Source organism: Pseudomonas sp. ASL4 (assembly GCF_056680395.1).
This window is the reverse complement of record NZ_CM155280.1, coordinates 140,374-157,489: the sequence shown is the minus strand read 5'-3', so window position 1 is coordinate 157,489 and position 17,116 is coordinate 140,374. Positions and strand designations below refer to the sequence as shown.

The window sequence follows — 17,116 nt, the reverse complement described above, 5'->3', positions numbered from 1 at the left end:
CTCGCCACAGGATTTCGCTTAACGCAATGGAATGTCGATCGTCTGCAAAAGGTTGCCGTCCCGGTCGTGATAATTCACGCGTATTTCCTGCGCCTCAACCACCACATGCGCAAAATTGTCCTGGCTCACCACCTTACTCGTCAGTTCATGCCGATAGTCCCCAGCCGCCGTTTGCGCCAGTGGCTGATCGAGGATGAAGGTCGACTCGCTGGCATACGGCAGCAGCTTGCTGTTGCACAGGGGCGAAGAAACGATGGTGTGAATGTCGAAGTCGAGGTCTTCGCTGTGGGTCAGGCGGCTGGTCAGGGAACCATGCACATCGCCGGAAACGAAAATGACGTTCTTGATGCGATGCGTACGAATAGTTTCCAGCAGTCGCAGGCGCTGTTCCGGGAAGGCCTTCCAGGCATCGTCGCCATGACTTTTGCGGTCGGGGTAGAACATCACGCTGGTGACCACAAACTTGACCCGCGCCGGGCTGTTGACCAGCCATTTAAGCAGGACCTGTTCCTGTTCTTCGTCGAGAATGCGCCGATCATCGGCGGACAGCGTGCGGCTGGTGCGGCTGTCGGTGACAAACCATTCGATATCACCTTCGCTTAGTGGGTACCAGTAATGTTCCAGCCTGGAACGATTCACTAGCCCATTGTCATAAAGCTCATGAGCCGGACTATGGCTCGCCTGATATAACTCATAAGCGTTCATGGCGTTGCGATACAACTCATCGTCGGACTTGCTGGCATTGGCTGGCCAGTTATCTTCTATTTCATGGTCGTCGAGAATCATGTAGGTCGGTGTGCCAGCCATCAACTTGCAGATATTGGGTTGGGAAAATGCCGCTCGGTATTTGCTAAGGATTTCGTTGTATTCGCGGTCGGGGGCAATGATGTTCAGATCATCGACGTAGATCTGATCCCCGGTCATCAACGTGGCGCTGATCGGCGGATCAGCCTGGTCCACCAGTTTCTTGATCGAGTCGAAAATACGATCGCCTCGCAGTGGGGATGATGGTTTGCCCGCGGTCATCCGCAGGTAACGGCAAGAGCCGATGATATAGGCGCGAGGCCGCGTGACCTTGCTGGACTGGGTGCGAAAACGATAGATCTCTCGCGGCCATTGCAGCGGTAGCTCCTGCACCGTTTCCACGGTGTGCACCGGGCTCATGGGGCTGATCCAGCCTGCCTGGTATTCGTACGCGGTATCTTCGCTCAGGTCATTTAACGCAATGACGTCGGACATGTCCCGCAAGGTCGAAAGTTTAGTAAACAGGCCTTTAGTCCAGCGTTCATCGCCCACTGGCCGATAACGGATGCCGGCAAATACCAGTGCGTCATCCTGAGTTTCACCGCGTAAGAAAATTCGTGCGTGGTTAGTTGTAGTGTGGCCAATAATCGGGCCGACAGTCGGTTTGAACATGTTCGAATCCGTTCGAAGTAATGCTAACTAAGCTATTAAGGGTGTCAAAGTCCGTGTTGAACTTTATGGGACTAAGCCTAGTTATTGGCTCGCAAAAAATATCGAGCCGAAGTGGACTCAAGTTGTGGGCGAAGTAAGCCGCAGATGTAGGAAGTTGCCAGGTACTTTCTTTCAGGCAAAAAAAGCCCCGCCAAATTGGCGGGGTTGAGGTACGAGCGTGGCGCTCGGAAATCGTGGAACGCGACAGGCCCTCCGGTGAAGGAGGGCGTGTCAGGTGTTACAGCAAGATGGTGCGGATGTCCGCCAGCAGGTCGCTCAGACGCTTGGTGAAGCGTGCAGCAGCGGCGCCGTTGATCACACGGTGATCGTAGGACAACGACAGCGGCAGCATCAGCTTCGGCTGGAAGGCTTTGCCGTCCCAGACTGGCTGGATGGTTGCCTTGGAAACACCGAGGATCGCCACTTCCGGCGCGTTGACGATCGGCGTGAAGCCGGTGCCGCCAATGTGGCCGAGGCTGGAAATGGTGAAGCAGGCGCCTTGCATGTCGTCAGCGGTAAGCTTTTTGTCGCGGGCTTTGGCGGCCAGCACAGCCGCCTCAGCCGCAAGCTGCAGAAGGCTTTTCTGGTCGACGTTCTTGATGACCGGTACCAGAAGGCCATCCGGGGTGTCGACCGCGAAGCCGATGTTTACGTACTTCTTGCGGATGATCGCCTTGCCGCTAGGTGCCAGCGAACTGTTGAAGTCCGGCAGTTCCTTGAGCAGGTGCGCACACGACTTGAGCAGCAGCGGCAGGATGGTCAGCTTGACGCCAGCCTTCTCTGCAACGGCTTTCTGCGCGATGCGGAACGCTTCCAGGTCGGTGATATCAGCCGAATCGAACTGAGTCACGTGCGGGATGTTCAACCAGCTGCGGTGCAGGCTCGACGCGCCGATTTGCATCAGGCGAGTCATCGGCACTTCTTCGATTTCACCGAAGCGGCTGAAGTCCACGACCGGAATCGGCGGGATGCCCGCGCCGCCGGTTGCGCCAGCTGCGGCGGCCGGTGCTTCCTTGGCCTTCTGCATCATGGCTTTGACGTAAACCTGCACGTCTTCTTTGAGCACACGACCGTGCGGGCCGCTTGGGCTGACCGCGTTCAGTTCGACGCCGAATTCACGGGCCAGTTGGCGTACTGCCGGACCAGCGTGAACCTTGGCACCCGACTTGACTGGTGCAGCAGCAACCGGTGCGGCAGGCGCAGCAGCCGGAGCCGACGCAACAGGAGCAGCGGCAGCCGGAGCAGCAGCGGCTGGAGCCGGGGCAGCTGCCGGAGCAACGCCTTTGACTTTCAATTTCAGGATCAGGTCGCCGGTACCGACTTCGTCATCCAGCTTGATGGAAACGCTTTCCACCACGCCAGCGGCAGGCGATGGAATTTCCATGCTCGCCTTGTCGGATTCCAGAGTGATCAGCGACTGGTCGGCGGTGACGGTGTCGCCAGCCTTGACCAGTACTTCGATGATCTTGGCCTTGCCCGACGAGCCGATGTCCGGGACATGAATGTCCTGAACGGTGTCGGCAACCGGTGCAGCAGGCGCGGCGGCTGGAGCAGCAGCGGCTGCCGGAGCAGGCGCAGCAGCTTGAGCTGGCGCGGCCGCAGCCGGTGCAGCAGCACCTGCCACTTTCAACGCCAGGATCAGGTCGCCGGTACCGACTTCGTCGTTCAACTTGACGCTGATGCTTTCAACCACGCCAGCGGCAGGCGATGGGATTTCCATGCTTGCCTTGTCGGATTCCAGAGTGATCAGCGACTGATCAGCAGCGACGGTGTCGCCGACTTTGACCTGGATCTCGATGATCTGGGCCTTGCCCGACGAACCGATATCCGGCACGTGAATCTGCTGAGTGGTTGCAGCGGCTGGAGCAGCGGCCGGTGCAGCCGCTGCCGGAGCAGGTGCAGCAGCCGGTTTTGCTTCAGCTTTGGCGGCCGGCGCAGCGGCAGCGGTTGCCGCAGGGGCCGCAGCAGCGGCACCTTCGACTTCCAGCTCCAGCAGTTCGTCGCCTTCTTTCAGGCGATCGCCGATTTTTACTTTCAGGCTTTTGACGATGCCGGCCTTCGGGGCAGGAATCTCCATGCTCGCCTTGTCCGACTCAAGCGTCAGGATGCTCTGGTCGGCTTCGATACGGTCGCCGACCTTCACAAATAGTTCGATTACTTCACCTTCACCGCTGCCGATGTCAGGTACTCGAATGAGTTCGCTCACAGAATGTCTCCTCAGCAGTCCAGTGGGTTGCGTTTTTCCGGGTTGATACCGAACTTGACGATGGCTTCAGCCACCACCTTAGGTTCGATGTCACCACGGTCAGCCAAGGCTTCCAGGGCTGCCAACACCACGAAATGACGGTCGACTTCGAAGAAGTGACGCAGCTTCTTACGGCTGTCACTGCGGCCGAAACCATCGGTGCCCAGGACTTTGAATTCCTTGGACGGGACCCACTGACGAATTTGTTCAGCGAACAGCTTCATGTAGTCGGTAGAGGCAATGACCGGACCTTTACGGCCGTTCAGGCATTCTTCGACGTAGCTCAGCTTAGGCTTCTGGCCCGGGTGCAGACGGTTGGTGCGTTCTACGGCCAGGCCATCGCGACGCAGTTCGTTGAAGCTGGTAACGCTCCACACGTCAGCGCCGATGTTGAACTGTTCACGCAGGATCTTCGCCGCTTCACGGACTTCACGCAGGATGGTGCCGGAGCCCATCAGCTGAACGTGGTGCGCCGCTTCGCGGGTGTCTTCCTCGAGCAGGTACATGCCCTTGATGATGCCTTCCTCGACACCGGCCGGCATGGCTGGCTGCTGGTAGGACTCGTTCATCACGGTGATGTAGTAGAAAACGTCCTGCTGCTCTTCGGTCATCTTCTTCATGCCGTCCTGGATGATCACCGCCAGCTCATAGCCGTAGGTTGGATCAAAGGTGCGGCAGTTCGGGATGGTGCCGGCCAGGATGTGGCTGTGACCATCTTCGTGTTGCAGGCCTTCGCCGTTCAGCGTGGTCCGGCCGGCGGTGCCGCCGATCAGGAAGCCACGGGTACGGCTGTCGCCAGCGGCCCAGGCGAGGTCGCCGATACGCTGGAAGCCGAACATCGAGTAGAAGATGTAGAACGGCAGCATTGGCTGGTTGTGGCTGGAGTACGAAGTACCGGCAGCGATGAAGGAGCTCATGGCGCCCGCTTCGTTGATGCCTTCTTCGAGGATCTGGCCCTTCTTGTCTTCGCGGTAGAACATCACCTGGTCTTTATCGACTGGCTCGTAGAGCTGGCCGACGGACGAGTAGATACCCAACTGACGGAACATGCCTTCCATACCGAAGGTACGGGCTTCGTCCGGGATGATCGGAACGATGCGCGGACCGATTTCCTTGTCCTTGACCAATTGCGCGAGGATCCGCACGAAAGCCATGGTGGTGGAAATTTCACGGTCGCCCGAGCCGTCAAGAATAGCCTTGAGGGTATCGAGTGACGGTGTCGGCACGCTGAAGCTCTCGGCGCGACGCTGTGGCACGAAACCGCCCAATGCAGTGCGGCGCTCGCTGAGGTAGCGGGCTTCGGCGCTGTTTGGTTCTGGTTTGAAGAAGGGCAGGTTTTCCAGCTCTTCGTCTTTGACCGGGATGTCGAAACGATCACGGAACAACTTCAGGCTGTCGACATCGACTTTCTTGGTGTTGTGCGCAGTGTTTTTCGCTTCGCCGGCACCGGTGCCATAACCTTTGATGGTCTTGGCCAGGATGACGGTCGGTTGTTCTTTGTGGTTGACCGCTTCGTGGTACGCCGCGTAGACCTTGTACGGGTCGTGGCCGCCACGGTTGAGTTTCCAGATCTCGTCGTCGGACAGATCAGCAACCATCGCCTTGAGTTCTGGCGAGTTGAAGAAGTGTTCACGCACGAACGCGCCGTCTTTGGCTTTGTAGTTCTGGTACTCGCCGTCGATGACTTCGTCCATGCGACGTTGCAGGATACCGTCGACGTCTTTGGCCAGCAGTGGGTCCCAGAAACGGCCCCAGATAACTTTGGTCACGTTCCACTGAGCACCGCGGAACACGCCTTCGAGTTCCTGGATGATCTTGCCGTTGCCGCGAACCGGGCCATCAAGGCGCTGCAGGTTGCAGTTAATGACGAAGATCAGGTTGTCGAGCTTCTCGCGGCCAGCCAGCGAGATCGCGCCCAGGGATTCCGGCTCGTCGCACTCGCCGTCGCCCAGGAAACACCAGACTTTTTGCTTGCCTTCAGGGATGAAGCCACGGGCTTCCAGGTACTTCATGAAGCGTGCCTGATAGATCGCCTGGATCGGGCCCAGACCCATGGATACGGTCGGGAACTGCCAGAAGTCAGGCATCAGCCAAGGGTGCGGATAGGACGACAAGCCCTGACCGTCGACTTCCTGGCGGAAGTTGTTCATTTGTTCTTCGGTGATGCGACCTTCCATAAACGCACGGGCGTAAACGCCTGGCGAGGTGTGGCCCTGGAAGTAGATCAGGTCGCCGCCGTGTTCGTCGGTCGGGGCCTGGAAGAAGTAGTTGAAGCCGATGTCGTACAGGGTTGCACTGGAAGCGAAGCTGGAGATGTGACCGCCCAGGTCAGAATCTTTCAGGTTCGTGCGCATCACCATGGCCATCGCGTTCCAGCGTACCAACGAGCGAATGCGGCGTTCCATGAACAGGTCGCCAGGCATGCGTGCTTCGTGGGTAACTGGAATGGTGTTGCGGTATGGCGTGGTGATGGCGTAAGGCAGTTGCGAACCGCTACGGGTTGCCAATTCGCCCATACGGGTCATCAGATAGTGAGCGCGGTCTTCGCCTTCTTTGTCGAGAACCGATTCCAGGGCGTCCAGCCATTCCTGGGTTTCGACGGGATCGAGGTCTTGCATGGCTTGCTCCAGGGCGGAAAGGCTTCCAGAATCGGTTGCCTGAGTTTGCGACTGGCCTTGTGGGCAGACGATATAAATTCTTGGATTGCCGAGAGGTTGTTCCGGCGGCGTGTAGTTTTACTACAAATCAACGGGCATTTCAGCCTTTCGAATGTATAGACGAGTAGTAAAACTACAGATGAATGGCTTGTGGCCTCCGGCTGCGTGGTGAGAATAATCGTTAAGGTTGGTCTTTTACCAACCAGAAAAGGTGAAAGCTTGATGTTGGCTGCCAAAATAAAAGAAATTTCAGCTATTTCTAACCTTTGTTCGACAGTCGGTCACGTAGCGTGTTTTCAAGAATCACTACATGAGCCCCTTCACACGCCGATCAAGGATAGACCATGACCCTGCCTTCGCTTGCCGAACTGCCCGCCATTCTTGAGCCATTGGTCACCCGTGCCGAACAGTCGTTCCGTGCGTCCGTCGCTTTATTAGAAGACGATCATGGCCTGTCTGCCTGGACGCCTGAACGCTGGGCGCAATTGGCCCGCGTCGTCGGCGCCAGCGACTTCGTGATTGAACAGAGCATTCGTGACCCTTTGATGTTGCTGGCGCTGGTGCAGTCCGGCGAACTGGATCGCAGCTTCGCCCCCGGTGAGCTGTGCGCGCAGATCGCGGCGGCAGTGAATGCAGCGCAAACCGAAGACGAACTCGGCCGCGCCCTGCGCCGCCAGCGCACCCGCCAGCAAGTGCGCATCATCTGGCGCGACCTGACCCGCCAGGCAGATTTGATCCAGACCTGCCGCGACCTCTCGGACATGGCCGATGCGAGCATCGATCAGGCCTATCAGTGGTTGTACTCGCGGAATTGCCAGCAATTCGGCGTGCCCACCGGCCGGCGCAGTGGCGAGCCGCAGCACATGGTCATTCTCGGCATGGGCAAGCTCGGCGCGGTCGAGCTGAACCTCTCGTCAGACATCGACCTGATCTTCGCTTACCCCGAGGGCGGCGAAACCGTCGGGGTGAAGCGCTCGTTGGATAACCAGGAGTTTTTCATTCGCCTCGGTCAGCGGTTGATCAAGGCGCTGGACCCGATGACCGTTGACGGCTTCGTGTTCCGCGTCGACATGCGCCTGCGTCCTTACGGCTCGGCTGGCGCGTTGGTCTTGAGCTTCAACGCCCTCGAACAGTATTACCAGGATCAGGGGCGTGACTGGGAACGCTACGCCATGATCAAGGCCCGGGTGGTGGCCGGCGATCAAGTGGCCGGCGCGCAGTTGCTCGACATGCTGCGACCGTTCGTTTACCGGCGTTACCTGGACTTCTCGGCCATCGAAGCGCTGCGCACCATGAAGCAGCTGATCCAGCAGGAAGTCCGGCGTAAGGGCATGGCCGACAACATCAAGCTTGGTTCCGGCGGCATCCGCGAAGTGGAGTTTATCGCCCAGGCGTTTCAGTTGATTCACGGCGGTCGCGACCTGAGCCTGCAACAACGTCCGCTATTAAAAGTACTGAGCACGCTGGAAGGGCAGGGTTACCTGCCGGAACCTGTGATCAGTGAGTTGCGTAACGGCTACGAATTCTTGCGTTACACCGAACACGCAATCCAGGCGATTGCCGACCGCCAGACCCAGATGCTGCCGGATGGCGCACAGGATCAGGCGCGGATCGCCTTCATGCTCGGCTTTGCCGATTGGCCGGCATTTCATGAGCGGCTGATGTATTGGCGTGGTCGGGTGGCGTGGCACTTCGCTCAGGTGATTGCCGATCCTGACGAAGAGGAAGGCGCTGAAGCCGAAGTGGTGGTCGGGGGTGAGTGGCTGCCGTTGTGGGAAGAGTCCCAGGACGAAGAGGCCGCTTGCCGGCAGTTGGAAGAGGGTGGTTTTGCCGATGCTTCCAAGGCTCTGAAAACCTTGGCCAGCCTGCGCAGCAGTCCGCAATTGCGGGCCATGCAGCGTTTGGGTCGCGAGCGCCTCGATGCCTTTATTCCGCGCTTGCTGGCCCAGGCCGTGGAGCACGCCAATCCTGATCTGGTGCTGGAGCGAGTGCTGCCACTGGTTGAGGCCGTGGCCCGGCGTTCGGCTTATTTAGTGTTGCTGACGGAAAACCCCGGCGCCCTGCGTCGCTTGCTGACCTTGTGCGCTGCGAGCCCGTGGATTGCCGAGCAGATCACCCGCTTCCCGTTATTGCTCGATGAATTGCTCAACGAAGGCCGACTGTTCAAGCCGCCGCTGGCGCCGGAACTGGCCGCTGAATTGCGCGAGCGCCTGACGCGGATTCCCGAGGACGACCTCGAACAACAAATGGAAGCCCTGCGCCATTTCAAACTGGCGCACCGCTTGCGGGTTGCGGCCTCGGAAATCGCCGGCAGCCTGCCGTTGATGAAGGTCAGCGATTACCTGACCTGGCTCGCCGAGGCGATCCTCGAACAAGTGCTGGCCCTGGCCTGGCGTCAAACGGTGGCCAAATACGGCACGCCGCTGCGTACCGACGGTACGTTGTGCGATCCCGGCTTCGTGATTGTCGGTTATGGGAAGGTCGGCGGCCTGGAATTGGGGCATGGTTCGGACCTGGACCTGGTGTTTATTCATGACGGCGATCCGCAAGCGGAAACCGACGGGGCGAAACCGATCGACGGTGCGCAGTTCTTCACCCGGTTGGGGCAGCGGATCATTCACTTGCTGACGGCGCAGACCAACTCCGGTCAGTTGTATGAAGTCGACATGCGGCTGCGACCGTCCGGTGCATCCGGGTTGCTGGTGAGTTCCCTGGGGGCGTTTGCCCGCTACCAGGAAAACGAAGCCTGGACCTGGGAACATCAGGCGTTGGTGCGGGCGCGGGTGCTGGTGGGCAGTCAGGATGTCGGCCAGGCGTTCGAGAGGGTTCGCGCGGCGATTTTGGGCAAGGCCAGGGATTTGCCGACCTTGCGTCAGGAGGTCAGCGAGATGCGCGCCAAGATGCGCGATAACCTCGGCAGCAAGAGCACCGCCGCCGGTACCGCGGCAAATGCCTTCGAAGCCACGGCGCCGTTCGATCTCAAGCAGGACGCCGGAGGTATCGTCGATATTGAATTTATGGTGCAATACGCGACCCTGGCGTGGTCCGAACAGCACCCGTCATTGCTGCGCTGGACCGATAACATCCGCATTCTGGAAGGGTTGGAGCAGGAAGGGCTGATGCCCGCCGAAGACGCCAGCCTGCTGCGCGAGGCCTATAAAGCCTACCGCTCCGCCGCACACCGGCAGGCCTTGCAGAAGGACGCCGGGGTGATACCGGGCGATCAGTTCGTGGACGAACGGCGGCAGGTGTTGCGGATCTGGCGCGAGCTGGGGCTAAGCTGAAACTCGGTAGTTGAAGCGGCGAGATTCAAATGTGGGAGCGGACTTGCTCGCGAAAGCGGAGTGTCAGTCACCACTGATGCTGGATGTGCTGGCCCTTTCGCGAGCAAGCCCGCTCCTACAGTAGATCTTCAGTGTTTGCTAGATTAATGCACCAATACCCCAAGTAGATCTGCGGTGTTTTGTAGATTGAAGCAGCTAAGCTGCACCGCACTGGATGTGCACCAATACCCAATGTGGGAGCGAGCCTGCTCGCGATAGCGGAGTGACAGTCGACAGTCATGTTGAAGGTGATGACCCATCGCAAGCAGCCCTGTTCCCGCAGTGATTCTCGAGGCGGGGAGGCGTATGCCTCCCCGGTTCGTTTTTGGAAACCACATGAAAATTCTGATCGTTGGGCCCAGTTGGGTCGGTGACATGGTGATGGCGCAGACACTGTTTCAGTGTCTCAAGCAACGCCACCCGCAATGCGAAATCGACGTGCTGGCCCCCGAGTGGAGCCGGCCGATTCTTGAGCGTATGCCCGAAGTGCGCCAGGCCTTGAGCTTCCCGCTCGGCCACGGCGCCCTCGAGCTGGCGACCCGTCGCCGCATCGGCAAATCCCTGGCCGGCCAGTACGACCAGGCAATCCTGCTGCCCAACTCCCTGAAGTCGGCGTTGGTGCCGTTCTTCGCCGGTATCCCGAAACGCACGGGCTGGCGTGGCGAGTTCCGCTACGGCCTGCTCAATGACGTGCGCACGCTGGATAAAGAGCGTTACCCGTTGATGATCGAGCGCTTCATGGCCTTGGCCTACGAGCCGGGCGCGGATCTGCCGAAACCCTATCCACGCCCAAGCCTGCAAATCGACCCGGTCACCCGCGAGGCGGCGATGGCCAAGTTCGGTCTCGAGCTGGATCGCCCAGTGTTGGCGCTGTGCCCCGGCGCAGAGTTCGGCGAGTCCAAGCGCTGGCCGTCCGAGCACTACGCCAAAGTCGCCGAAGCGAAGATTCGCGAAGGTTGGCAGGTCTGGTTGTTCGGCTCGAAAAACGATCACGCCGTCGGCGAAGACATCCGCGCGCGGCTGATTCCCGGATTGCGTGAAGAGTCGGTGAACCTCAGCGGAGGCACCTCGCTGGCCGAAGCTATCGACTTGATGTCCTGCGCCGATGCAGTGGTCTCCAACGATTCAGGCCTGATGCACGTTGCTGCGGCGCTGAACCGTCCGCTGGTCGCCGTCTACGGCTCGACCTCGCCGGGCTTCACCCCGCCGCTGGCCGAGCACGTCGAAATTGTGCGCCTGGGCATCGAATGCAGTCCCTGCTTCGATCGCACCTGCCGCTTCGGTCATTACAATTGCCTGCGCCAGTTGATGCCGCAACCGGTGAACGAAGCCTTGCAGCGGTTGCAGGGCACTGTGGTCGAGGTCAATTAGTTTGCGGGTTCTGTTGATCAAGACTTCTTCGCTGGGCGACGTGATTCATGCGTTGCCAGCGTTGACCGACGCGGCGCGGGCAATCCCCGGCATCAAGTTCGACTGGGTGGTGGAAGAAGGCTTCGCCGAGATCCCGACCTGGCACCCGGCCGTGGGCAAGGTGATCCCGGTGGCGATCCGTCGCTGGCGCAAAAACATCTGGCAGACCATCAAAAGTGGCGAGTGGAAACGCTTCAAACAAAGCGTCCGCGCCACTAAATACGACTTGGTGATCGATGCCCAAGGCTTGCTGAAAAGCGCCTGGCTGACCCGCTACGTCAAGGCTCCAGTGGCTGGGCTGGACAAGCACTCCGCCCGTGAGCCGATGGCCGCACGCTTCTACTCCCGGCGCCTGGCCGTGGGCCGTGGGCAACACGCAGTGGAGCGAGTGCGTCAGTTGTTCGCGTTGGCATTGGGTTACGACTTACCCAAAGGTTTGGGCGATTACGGCCTGAACGTCGAACGCATGGTGGAACTGCCGCGCAAGAATCCGTACGTGCTATTTCTCCACGGCACCACTTGGGACACCAAGCACTGGCCGGAATATTACTGGCGTGAACTGGCCGAACGGGTCGGTCACCTTGGCGTCGCGGTGAAACTGCCGTGGGGCAATCCGATTGAAAAGGCCCGTGCCGAGCGCATCGCCGCCGGTTTCCGGCATGTTGAAGTGCTGCCCAAACTGAACCTGGCCGGCGTCGGCAAAGTATTGGCCGGCGCACAGGCGTGCGTGGCCGTGGACACCGGGCTCGGCCATCTGGCCGCGGCGCTGGACGTACCGACCCTGTCGCTGTTCGGCCCGACCAATCCAGGCCTGACCGGCGCTTATGGCAAGGCGCAGATTCACATCGCCAGCGACTTCCCGTGCGCGCCGTGCCTGCAAAAGAAATGCACCTATCAACCGACGGCCGATGATGCCCGTCAGTTTGACCTGAAGCGCGAGTGGCCCCTGTGCTTCACGCGTCTGAATCCCCAGCGTGTCGCCAGCCGACTGAGCACGTTGTTACTGGCTGAGGAGCTGCGCTGATGCAATTGGCTTTTGTCCTTTATAAATACTTTCCGTTTGGCGGTTTGCAGCGCGATTTCATGCGCATCGCCCTGGAGTGTCAGCAGCGAGGTCATCAGATCCGCGTCTACACGCTGATCTGGGAAGGTGATGTTCCGCCGGGTTTCGAAGTGCTGGTGGCGCCCGTCAAGGCGTTCTTCAATCATCGACGTAACGAAAAGCTCACCGAGTGGATGGAGGCCGATCTGGCCAAGCGTCCGGTGGACCGCCTGATCGGTTTCAACAAGATGCCGGGCCTGGACGTCTACTACGCGGCCGACGGCTGCTTTGAGGACAAGGCGCAGAACCTGCGCAATTCGCTGTACCGTCGTTGGGGCCGCTACCGGCACTTCGCCGAGTACGAGCGCGCGGTGTTCGCCAAGGACGCCAAGACTGAAGTGTTGATGATTTCCGAAGTCCAGCAGCCGCTGTTCATCAAGCATTACGACACTCCGCTGGAGCGTTTCCATTTGCTGCCGCCGGGCATTTCCCAGGACCGTCGCGCACCCGCGAATGCGGCTGAAATTCGCGCTGAATTCCGTCGTGAGTTCAACCTCAAGGATGACGATTTGTTGCTGGTGCAGATCGGCTCCGGGTTCAAGACCAAGGGTGTGGATCGCAGCCTCAAGGCGTTGGCAGCATTGCCCGCCGATCTGAAGAAACGCACCCGGCTGTTTGTAATTGGCCAGGACGACCCCAAGTTATTCCAGATGCAGAGCGCCACATTGGGGCTCGGCGACAACGTTTCGTTCCTCAAGGGCCGCAGCGATATCCCGCGTTTCCTGCTCGGTGCCGACCTGTTGATCCACCCGGCGTACAACGAAAACACCGGCACGGTGCTGCTTGAAGCTGTGGTGGCCGGGTTGCCGGTGCTGGTGAGCGCGGTCTGTGGTTACGCCCATTACATTGCCGAGGCCGACGCCGGCCGGGTGCTGGACGAACCCTTCGATCAGGCGCAGCTCACGCAGTACCTGACTGACATGTTGAATGATGCTCAAGCACGGGCGGCCTGGAGCCGCAACGGTCTGGCCTTCGCCGAGACGGCCGACCTCTATAGCATGCCGCAGCACGCGGCCGATGTGATTCTGGCGGAGCACGCTTAATGAAGTTGATGCTGGCTGAACCGTTCAAGAGCCTGTGGGCCGGACGCGACCCGTTCGCCGAAGTCGAGGGCTTGCAGGGCGAGGTGTACCGCGAGCTCGAAGCGCGCCGGACCCTGCGCACTGAAGTGAACGGCAACGGGTTTTTCGTGAAGATCCACCGTGGCATCGGCTGGGGCGAGATTTTCAAGAACCTGCTCACTGCCAAGCTGCCGGTACTCGGCGCGGGCCAGGAGTGGAAAGCCATCCAGCGCCTGCAAGACGTCGGCGTGCCGACCATGACCGCCGTGGCTTACGGCGAGAAGGGCAGCAACCCGGCGGACCAGCACTCGTTCATCGTCACCGAAGAACTGGCCCCGACCGTCAGCCTCGAAGATTTCAGCATCGACTGGGTCAAGAACCCGCCGGAGCCGAAGCTCAAACGTGCACTGATCGCTGAAGTCGCACGCATGACCGGCATGATGCACCGCGCCGGGGTCAACCACCGCGACTGCTACATCTGCCATTTCCTGCTGCACACCGACAAACCGGTAACCGCTGACGACTTCAAACTCTCGGTGATCGACCTGCATCGGGCCCAGACCCGCCCGGCGATCACTCAGCGCTGGCGCAACAAGGATCTGGCTGCGCTGTACTTTTCGGCCCTCGATATCGGCCTGACCCAGCGCGACAAACTGCGTTTCCTCAAGGGCTACTTCCAGCAGCCCTTGCGTCAGATTCTTGCCGAGGAAGCTGCGTTGCTCTCGTGGCTCGAAGGCAAGGCCAACAAACTCTACGACCGTAAACAGCGATACGGGGACGCGCTCTAATGTCGGGTTGGACACTGGAACCTGCGTATAGCGAGCTGAGTGAAGACTTTGGTAGCCTCGAAGCAGTGTTTAACCTCCAGGGCGAGCAACTGACCCACGATCCGTTATCCGAGGTCATCCGCGTCAACCGCAACGGCGTGAACTATTACGTCAAACGTTACGTCGGTGCCGGCAAAGGCCTGCGCCGTTATCTGGGCAAGCCTCGGGTGAAAGCCGAATGGCAGAACCTCAAGCGCTTCGCCAAGTGGGGCATCCCTACCGCCGAAGTGGTGGCCTGGGGCCTGGAACGTCGCGGTGCGGCCTACGACCGTGGGGCGATGATCACCCGCGAGTTGCCGCGCACCGAAGACTTGTCGGCGCTGGCTGATCGGCATGACCCGAAACTGGCAGACCGTGCCTGGGTCGATCACGTCAGTCGGCAGTTGGCGGGATACACCCGGACCATGCACGACAACCGCTTCACCCATAACGATTTGAAGTGGCGCAACCTACTGATCGACGATGACGCCAAGCTGTTCCTGATCGATTGCCCGAATGGCGATTTCTGGCGTGGTTTCTGGCTCAAGTACCGAATCACCAAGGACCTGGCCTGTCTCGACAAGGTGGCCAAGTATCACCTGTCGGCCACCCAGCGCCTGCGCTTCTACCTGCAATACCGCCAACGGACCCGGCTTGACGCGGCCGACAAAAAACGGATCCGGCACGTGGTGAGATTTTTCGAGGGACGCGAATGACCGATTTTCTGGCCGCTGAAGACCGTGCGCTGCTTGAGCGCCACGGCCTCGGCACCTTCGACGCCCTCTGGGCCAAGCAGCTCGATGCGGTGGATGAACCCAACACCACTCGCGGCGGCTGGAGCAGCGTGTATCGGCTGGATCTGGAAGGGCAGGGCTTTTACCTCAAGCGTCAGTGCAACTACCTGACCCGGACCTTACACGCACCGTTGGGCGAGCCGAGTTTCGCCCGCGAGTTTCGCAATATCACCCGCTACCAGAAAATGGGCATCCCGGCACTGCAAGCCGCGTTTTTCGGTGAGCGTAAGGTCGGCGGCGAAGTCCGGGCGATTCTGCTGACCCGCGCCCTGGATGGTTGGGATGACCTGGATTCGCTGTTGCAGCGCTGGTCAGATCTGAGCGACGTGCAGCACTCGGCGATCCTGCACGCCTGCGGGCAACTGGCGCGGCGCCTGCATGGTGTGCGCCAGGTTCACGGTTGCTTCTACCCCAAGCACATTTTCTTGCAGGCCACCGGCGACGGTTACCGGGCGCAGTTGATTGACCTGGAAAAGACCCGGCCCTTGCTGTTCGGTCAGCGTGACCGGATCAAGGATCTGGAACCGTTGCTGCGCCGGGCGCCGGAGTGGGACGAACGTCATTTGCGCGCGTTATTGGCCAGCTATGTGGATCAGTCGAGTGACAGTTCTCTGGTGGGCAACTGGGTCTCGCGATTGACCGCGCGCCGTAGTCACAAGGAGACGCGTTGATGCGTTTGTCCGAACTCAAGAACGCCGGCCGCAGCCCGAGCCTGCCGTTGAACATCCCTTTGGCCGATGCCGCCGGGCCCGCCGAGTTGCAACTGTTGAGCTTGCTCCGGGTGTTGCCGGGCCAACGTTACGTCGGTGCCGGTGTCTGGCGTGGCCGTCCGGTGCTGGCCAAGTTGCTGGTTGGCAGCAAAGCGGCGCGGCATTTTCAGCGTGAACGCGATGGCGTGCGTTTACTCGCTGATCAGGGCCTGACCACGCCGCAATTGCTGGCGGATGGCCTGAAGGACGGCGAGGGCGGCTGGCTGCTGTTCGATTTCCTCGAAGGCGCCGAGAGCTTGGGGGAGACCTGGAAAAAAGTCGAACACTTGCCGGTGCTGGCGGACATGCAAGGCGCCGTGCTCGCCGAGGCGTTGGGCGCGATCGGCCAAATGCATCGCAAGGGTCTGTGGCAGGAAGACCTGCATCTGGACAACCTGTTGCGCCAGCGCGGTCGCTTGTACCTGATCGATGGCGGCGGCGTCTGCGCCGAAACCCCTGGCCAACCGCTGTCACGGCAGAAAGTCCTGGAAAATCTCGGCGTATTTTTCGCCCAGTTGCCGAAGTCGCTGGAACCGTTCACCGAAGAATTGCTGGTGTATTACCTGTTGAGCAACGGCGAGCACGCCTTGCCGATGGAAGCCTTGCAGAAGCAGATCAGCAAAGTGCGCCGTTGGCGCTTAAAGGACTTCCTGATCAAGTGCGGCCGCGAATGCACGCTGTTCAGCGTCCAGCGCGGGGCGTTTGGCTTACGGGCGATTCGCCGCGAGGAAGAAGCGGCGATGCTGCCGGTGCTGGAGCAGGCCGATGCTTTGCTCGATCAGGGCCACTTGTACAAAACCGGCGGCGCGGCGAGTGTTGGCAAGGTCGACGTGGCCGGGCGCACGCTGGTGATCAAGCGCTACAACATCAAGGGCTTTGCCCATTGGCTCAAACGCTTCTGGCGCCCGAGCCGTGCCTGGCATTCCTGGCGTGAAGGCAATCGGCTGGCGTTCCTCGGCATTGCCACACCCAAACCCTTGGCGTTGCTGGAGAAGCGTTTTCTCTGGTTGCGCAGCCGGGCGTACCTGGTGACCGAGTATTTGCCGGGGCCGGACATCATCGAGCGATTTGCGCCCTACGTTGAGAGCGGCGCCGCGCCGGAAGCCGAGCTGCTGGCGCTGGATCATCTGTTTGCAGAGTTGATTCGCGAGCGAATCAGCCATGGCGATTTCAAGGGCCATAACCTGTTCTGGCAGCAGGATCGCTGGGCGCTGATCGACCTCGATTCGATGTGTCAGCACGGCTCGCCGGGCAGCTTTGCCCCGGCGTATGCGCGGGATCGGGCGCGGTTTATGCGTAACTGGCCTGAGAGCAGTGCGCTGTATCAAGTCATTGAGCAGCGTTTGCCCAAAGACATCTCTGGCGCAGCCTGAATCCCTTCGCGAGCAAGCCCGCTCCCACATTTGATCGCATGTTTATCCAACAACTCGGTCTACTGTGGGAGCGGGCTTGCTCGCGAAGAGGCCCTCTCATCCAACACAAAATCCCCGGCCTGTCATATTGGAGGACAAGTT

11 protein-coding genes are annotated in these 17,116 nt (G+C 60.1%); 8 read left to right on the top strand and 3 right to left on the bottom strand.

Annotation, left to right across the window (positions count from 1 at the left end; genetic code table 11):
* Window positions 1-18: 18 nt before the first annotated feature.
* The 3 genes from AC1MEW_RS00660 to aceE form a co-directional block, all read right to left on the bottom strand.
* Window positions 19-1,416 (bottom strand): alkaline phosphatase D family protein, encoded by a 1,398-nt coding sequence (locus AC1MEW_RS00660; RefSeq protein WP_480425146.1) that lies wholly within the window; start codon window positions 1,414-1,416, stop codon window positions 19-21.
* Between the two features lie 277 nt (window positions 1,417-1,693).
* Complete coding sequence (gene aceF, locus AC1MEW_RS00655) at window positions 1,694-3,661, bottom strand: dihydrolipoyllysine-residue acetyltransferase (RefSeq protein WP_201256489.1); 1,968 nt, start codon at window positions 3,659-3,661, stop codon at window positions 1,694-1,696.
* An 11-nt stretch (window positions 3,662-3,672) separates the two neighbouring features.
* Window positions 3,673-6,318 (bottom strand): pyruvate dehydrogenase (acetyl-transferring), homodimeric type, encoded by a 2,646-nt coding sequence (gene aceE / locus AC1MEW_RS00650; RefSeq protein WP_201200027.1) that lies wholly within the window; start codon window positions 6,316-6,318, stop codon window positions 3,673-3,675.
* A gap of 383 nt (window positions 6,319-6,701) precedes the next feature.
* Between aceE and glnE the strand changes: the two genes are divergently transcribed.
* The 8 genes from glnE to AC1MEW_RS00610 all read left to right on the top strand — a co-directional run bounded on the left by glnE (window position 6,702) and on the right by AC1MEW_RS00610 (window position 16,975).
* The gene (gene glnE, locus AC1MEW_RS00645; RefSeq protein WP_480425144.1) at window positions 6,702-9,641 is read left to right on the top strand and encodes a bifunctional [glutamate--ammonia ligase]-adenylyl-L-tyrosine phosphorylase/[glutamate--ammonia-ligase] adenylyltransferase; all 2,940 of its coding nucleotides are present in this window, start codon (window positions 6,702-6,704) and stop codon (window positions 9,639-9,641) included.
* A 375-nt stretch (window positions 9,642-10,016) separates the two neighbouring features.
* Window positions 10,017-11,051, top strand: a complete 1,035-nt coding sequence (waaF, locus tag AC1MEW_RS00640) for a lipopolysaccharide heptosyltransferase II (protein ID WP_201200032.1) — start codon at window positions 10,017-10,019, stop codon at window positions 11,049-11,051.
* Window position 11,052: 1 nt separating this feature from the next.
* The gene (gene waaC, locus AC1MEW_RS00635) at window positions 11,053-12,114 is read left to right on the top strand and encodes a lipopolysaccharide heptosyltransferase I (RefSeq protein ID WP_201200033.1); all 1,062 of its coding nucleotides are present in this window, start codon (window positions 11,053-11,055) and stop codon (window positions 12,112-12,114) included.
* Window positions 12,114-13,235, top strand: coding sequence for a glycosyltransferase family 4 protein (locus AC1MEW_RS00630; protein WP_201200035.1), 1,122 nt, complete (start codon window positions 12,114-12,116; stop codon window positions 13,233-13,235). The genes waaC and AC1MEW_RS00630 overlap by 1 nt, the downstream gene beginning before the upstream one ends.
* Window positions 13,235-14,041, top strand: a complete 807-nt coding sequence (gene rfaP / locus AC1MEW_RS00625; protein WP_201200037.1) for a lipopolysaccharide core heptose(I) kinase RfaP — start codon at window positions 13,235-13,237, stop codon at window positions 14,039-14,041. The genes AC1MEW_RS00630 and rfaP overlap by 1 nt, the downstream gene beginning before the upstream one ends.
* The gene (locus AC1MEW_RS00620; protein WP_201200039.1) at window positions 14,041-14,775 is read left to right on the top strand and encodes a lipopolysaccharide kinase InaA family protein; all 735 of its coding nucleotides are present in this window, start codon (window positions 14,041-14,043) and stop codon (window positions 14,773-14,775) included. The genes rfaP and AC1MEW_RS00620 overlap by 1 nt, the downstream gene beginning before the upstream one ends.
* Window positions 14,772-15,524, top strand: a complete 753-nt coding sequence (locus AC1MEW_RS00615; RefSeq protein ID WP_201200041.1) for a lipopolysaccharide kinase InaA family protein — start codon at window positions 14,772-14,774, stop codon at window positions 15,522-15,524. The genes AC1MEW_RS00620 and AC1MEW_RS00615 overlap by 4 nt, the downstream gene beginning before the upstream one ends.
* Window positions 15,524-16,975, top strand: coding sequence for a lipopolysaccharide kinase InaA family protein (locus tag AC1MEW_RS00610; RefSeq protein WP_201254951.1), 1,452 nt, complete (start codon window positions 15,524-15,526; stop codon window positions 16,973-16,975). The genes AC1MEW_RS00615 and AC1MEW_RS00610 overlap by 1 nt, the downstream gene beginning before the upstream one ends.
* The last annotated feature ends 141 nt before the right edge of the window (window positions 16,976-17,116 follow it).

What these genes read in the sequence shown, in the direction of transcription:
- AC1MEW_RS00620 (WP_201200039.1), top strand. Translation starts at nt 14,041, where the DNA reads ATGTCGGGTTGGACACTGGAACCTGCGTATAGCGAGCTGAGTGAAGAC.
- AC1MEW_RS00610 (WP_201254951.1), top strand. Translation starts at nt 15,524, where the DNA reads ATGCGTTTGTCCGAACTCAAGAACGCCGGCCGCAGCCCGAGCCTGCCG.
- rfaP (WP_201200037.1), top strand. Translation starts at nt 13,235, where the DNA reads ATGAAGTTGATGCTGGCTGAACCGTTCAAGAGCCTGTGGGCCGGACGC.
- AC1MEW_RS00660 (WP_480425146.1), bottom strand. Translation starts at nt 1,416, where the DNA reads ATGTTCAAACCGACTGTCGGCCCGATTATTGGCCACACTACAACTAAC.
- glnE (WP_480425144.1), top strand. Translation starts at nt 6,702, where the DNA reads ATGACCCTGCCTTCGCTTGCCGAACTGCCCGCCATTCTTGAGCCATTG.
- AC1MEW_RS00630 (WP_201200035.1), top strand. Translation starts at nt 12,114, where the DNA reads ATGCAATTGGCTTTTGTCCTTTATAAATACTTTCCGTTTGGCGGTTTG.
- AC1MEW_RS00615 (WP_201200041.1), top strand. Translation starts at nt 14,772, where the DNA reads ATGACCGATTTTCTGGCCGCTGAAGACCGTGCGCTGCTTGAGCGCCAC.
- waaF (WP_201200032.1), top strand. Translation starts at nt 10,017, where the DNA reads ATGAAAATTCTGATCGTTGGGCCCAGTTGGGTCGGTGACATGGTGATG.
- aceE (WP_201200027.1), bottom strand. Translation starts at nt 6,318, where the DNA reads ATGCAAGACCTCGATCCCGTCGAAACCCAGGAATGGCTGGACGCCCTG.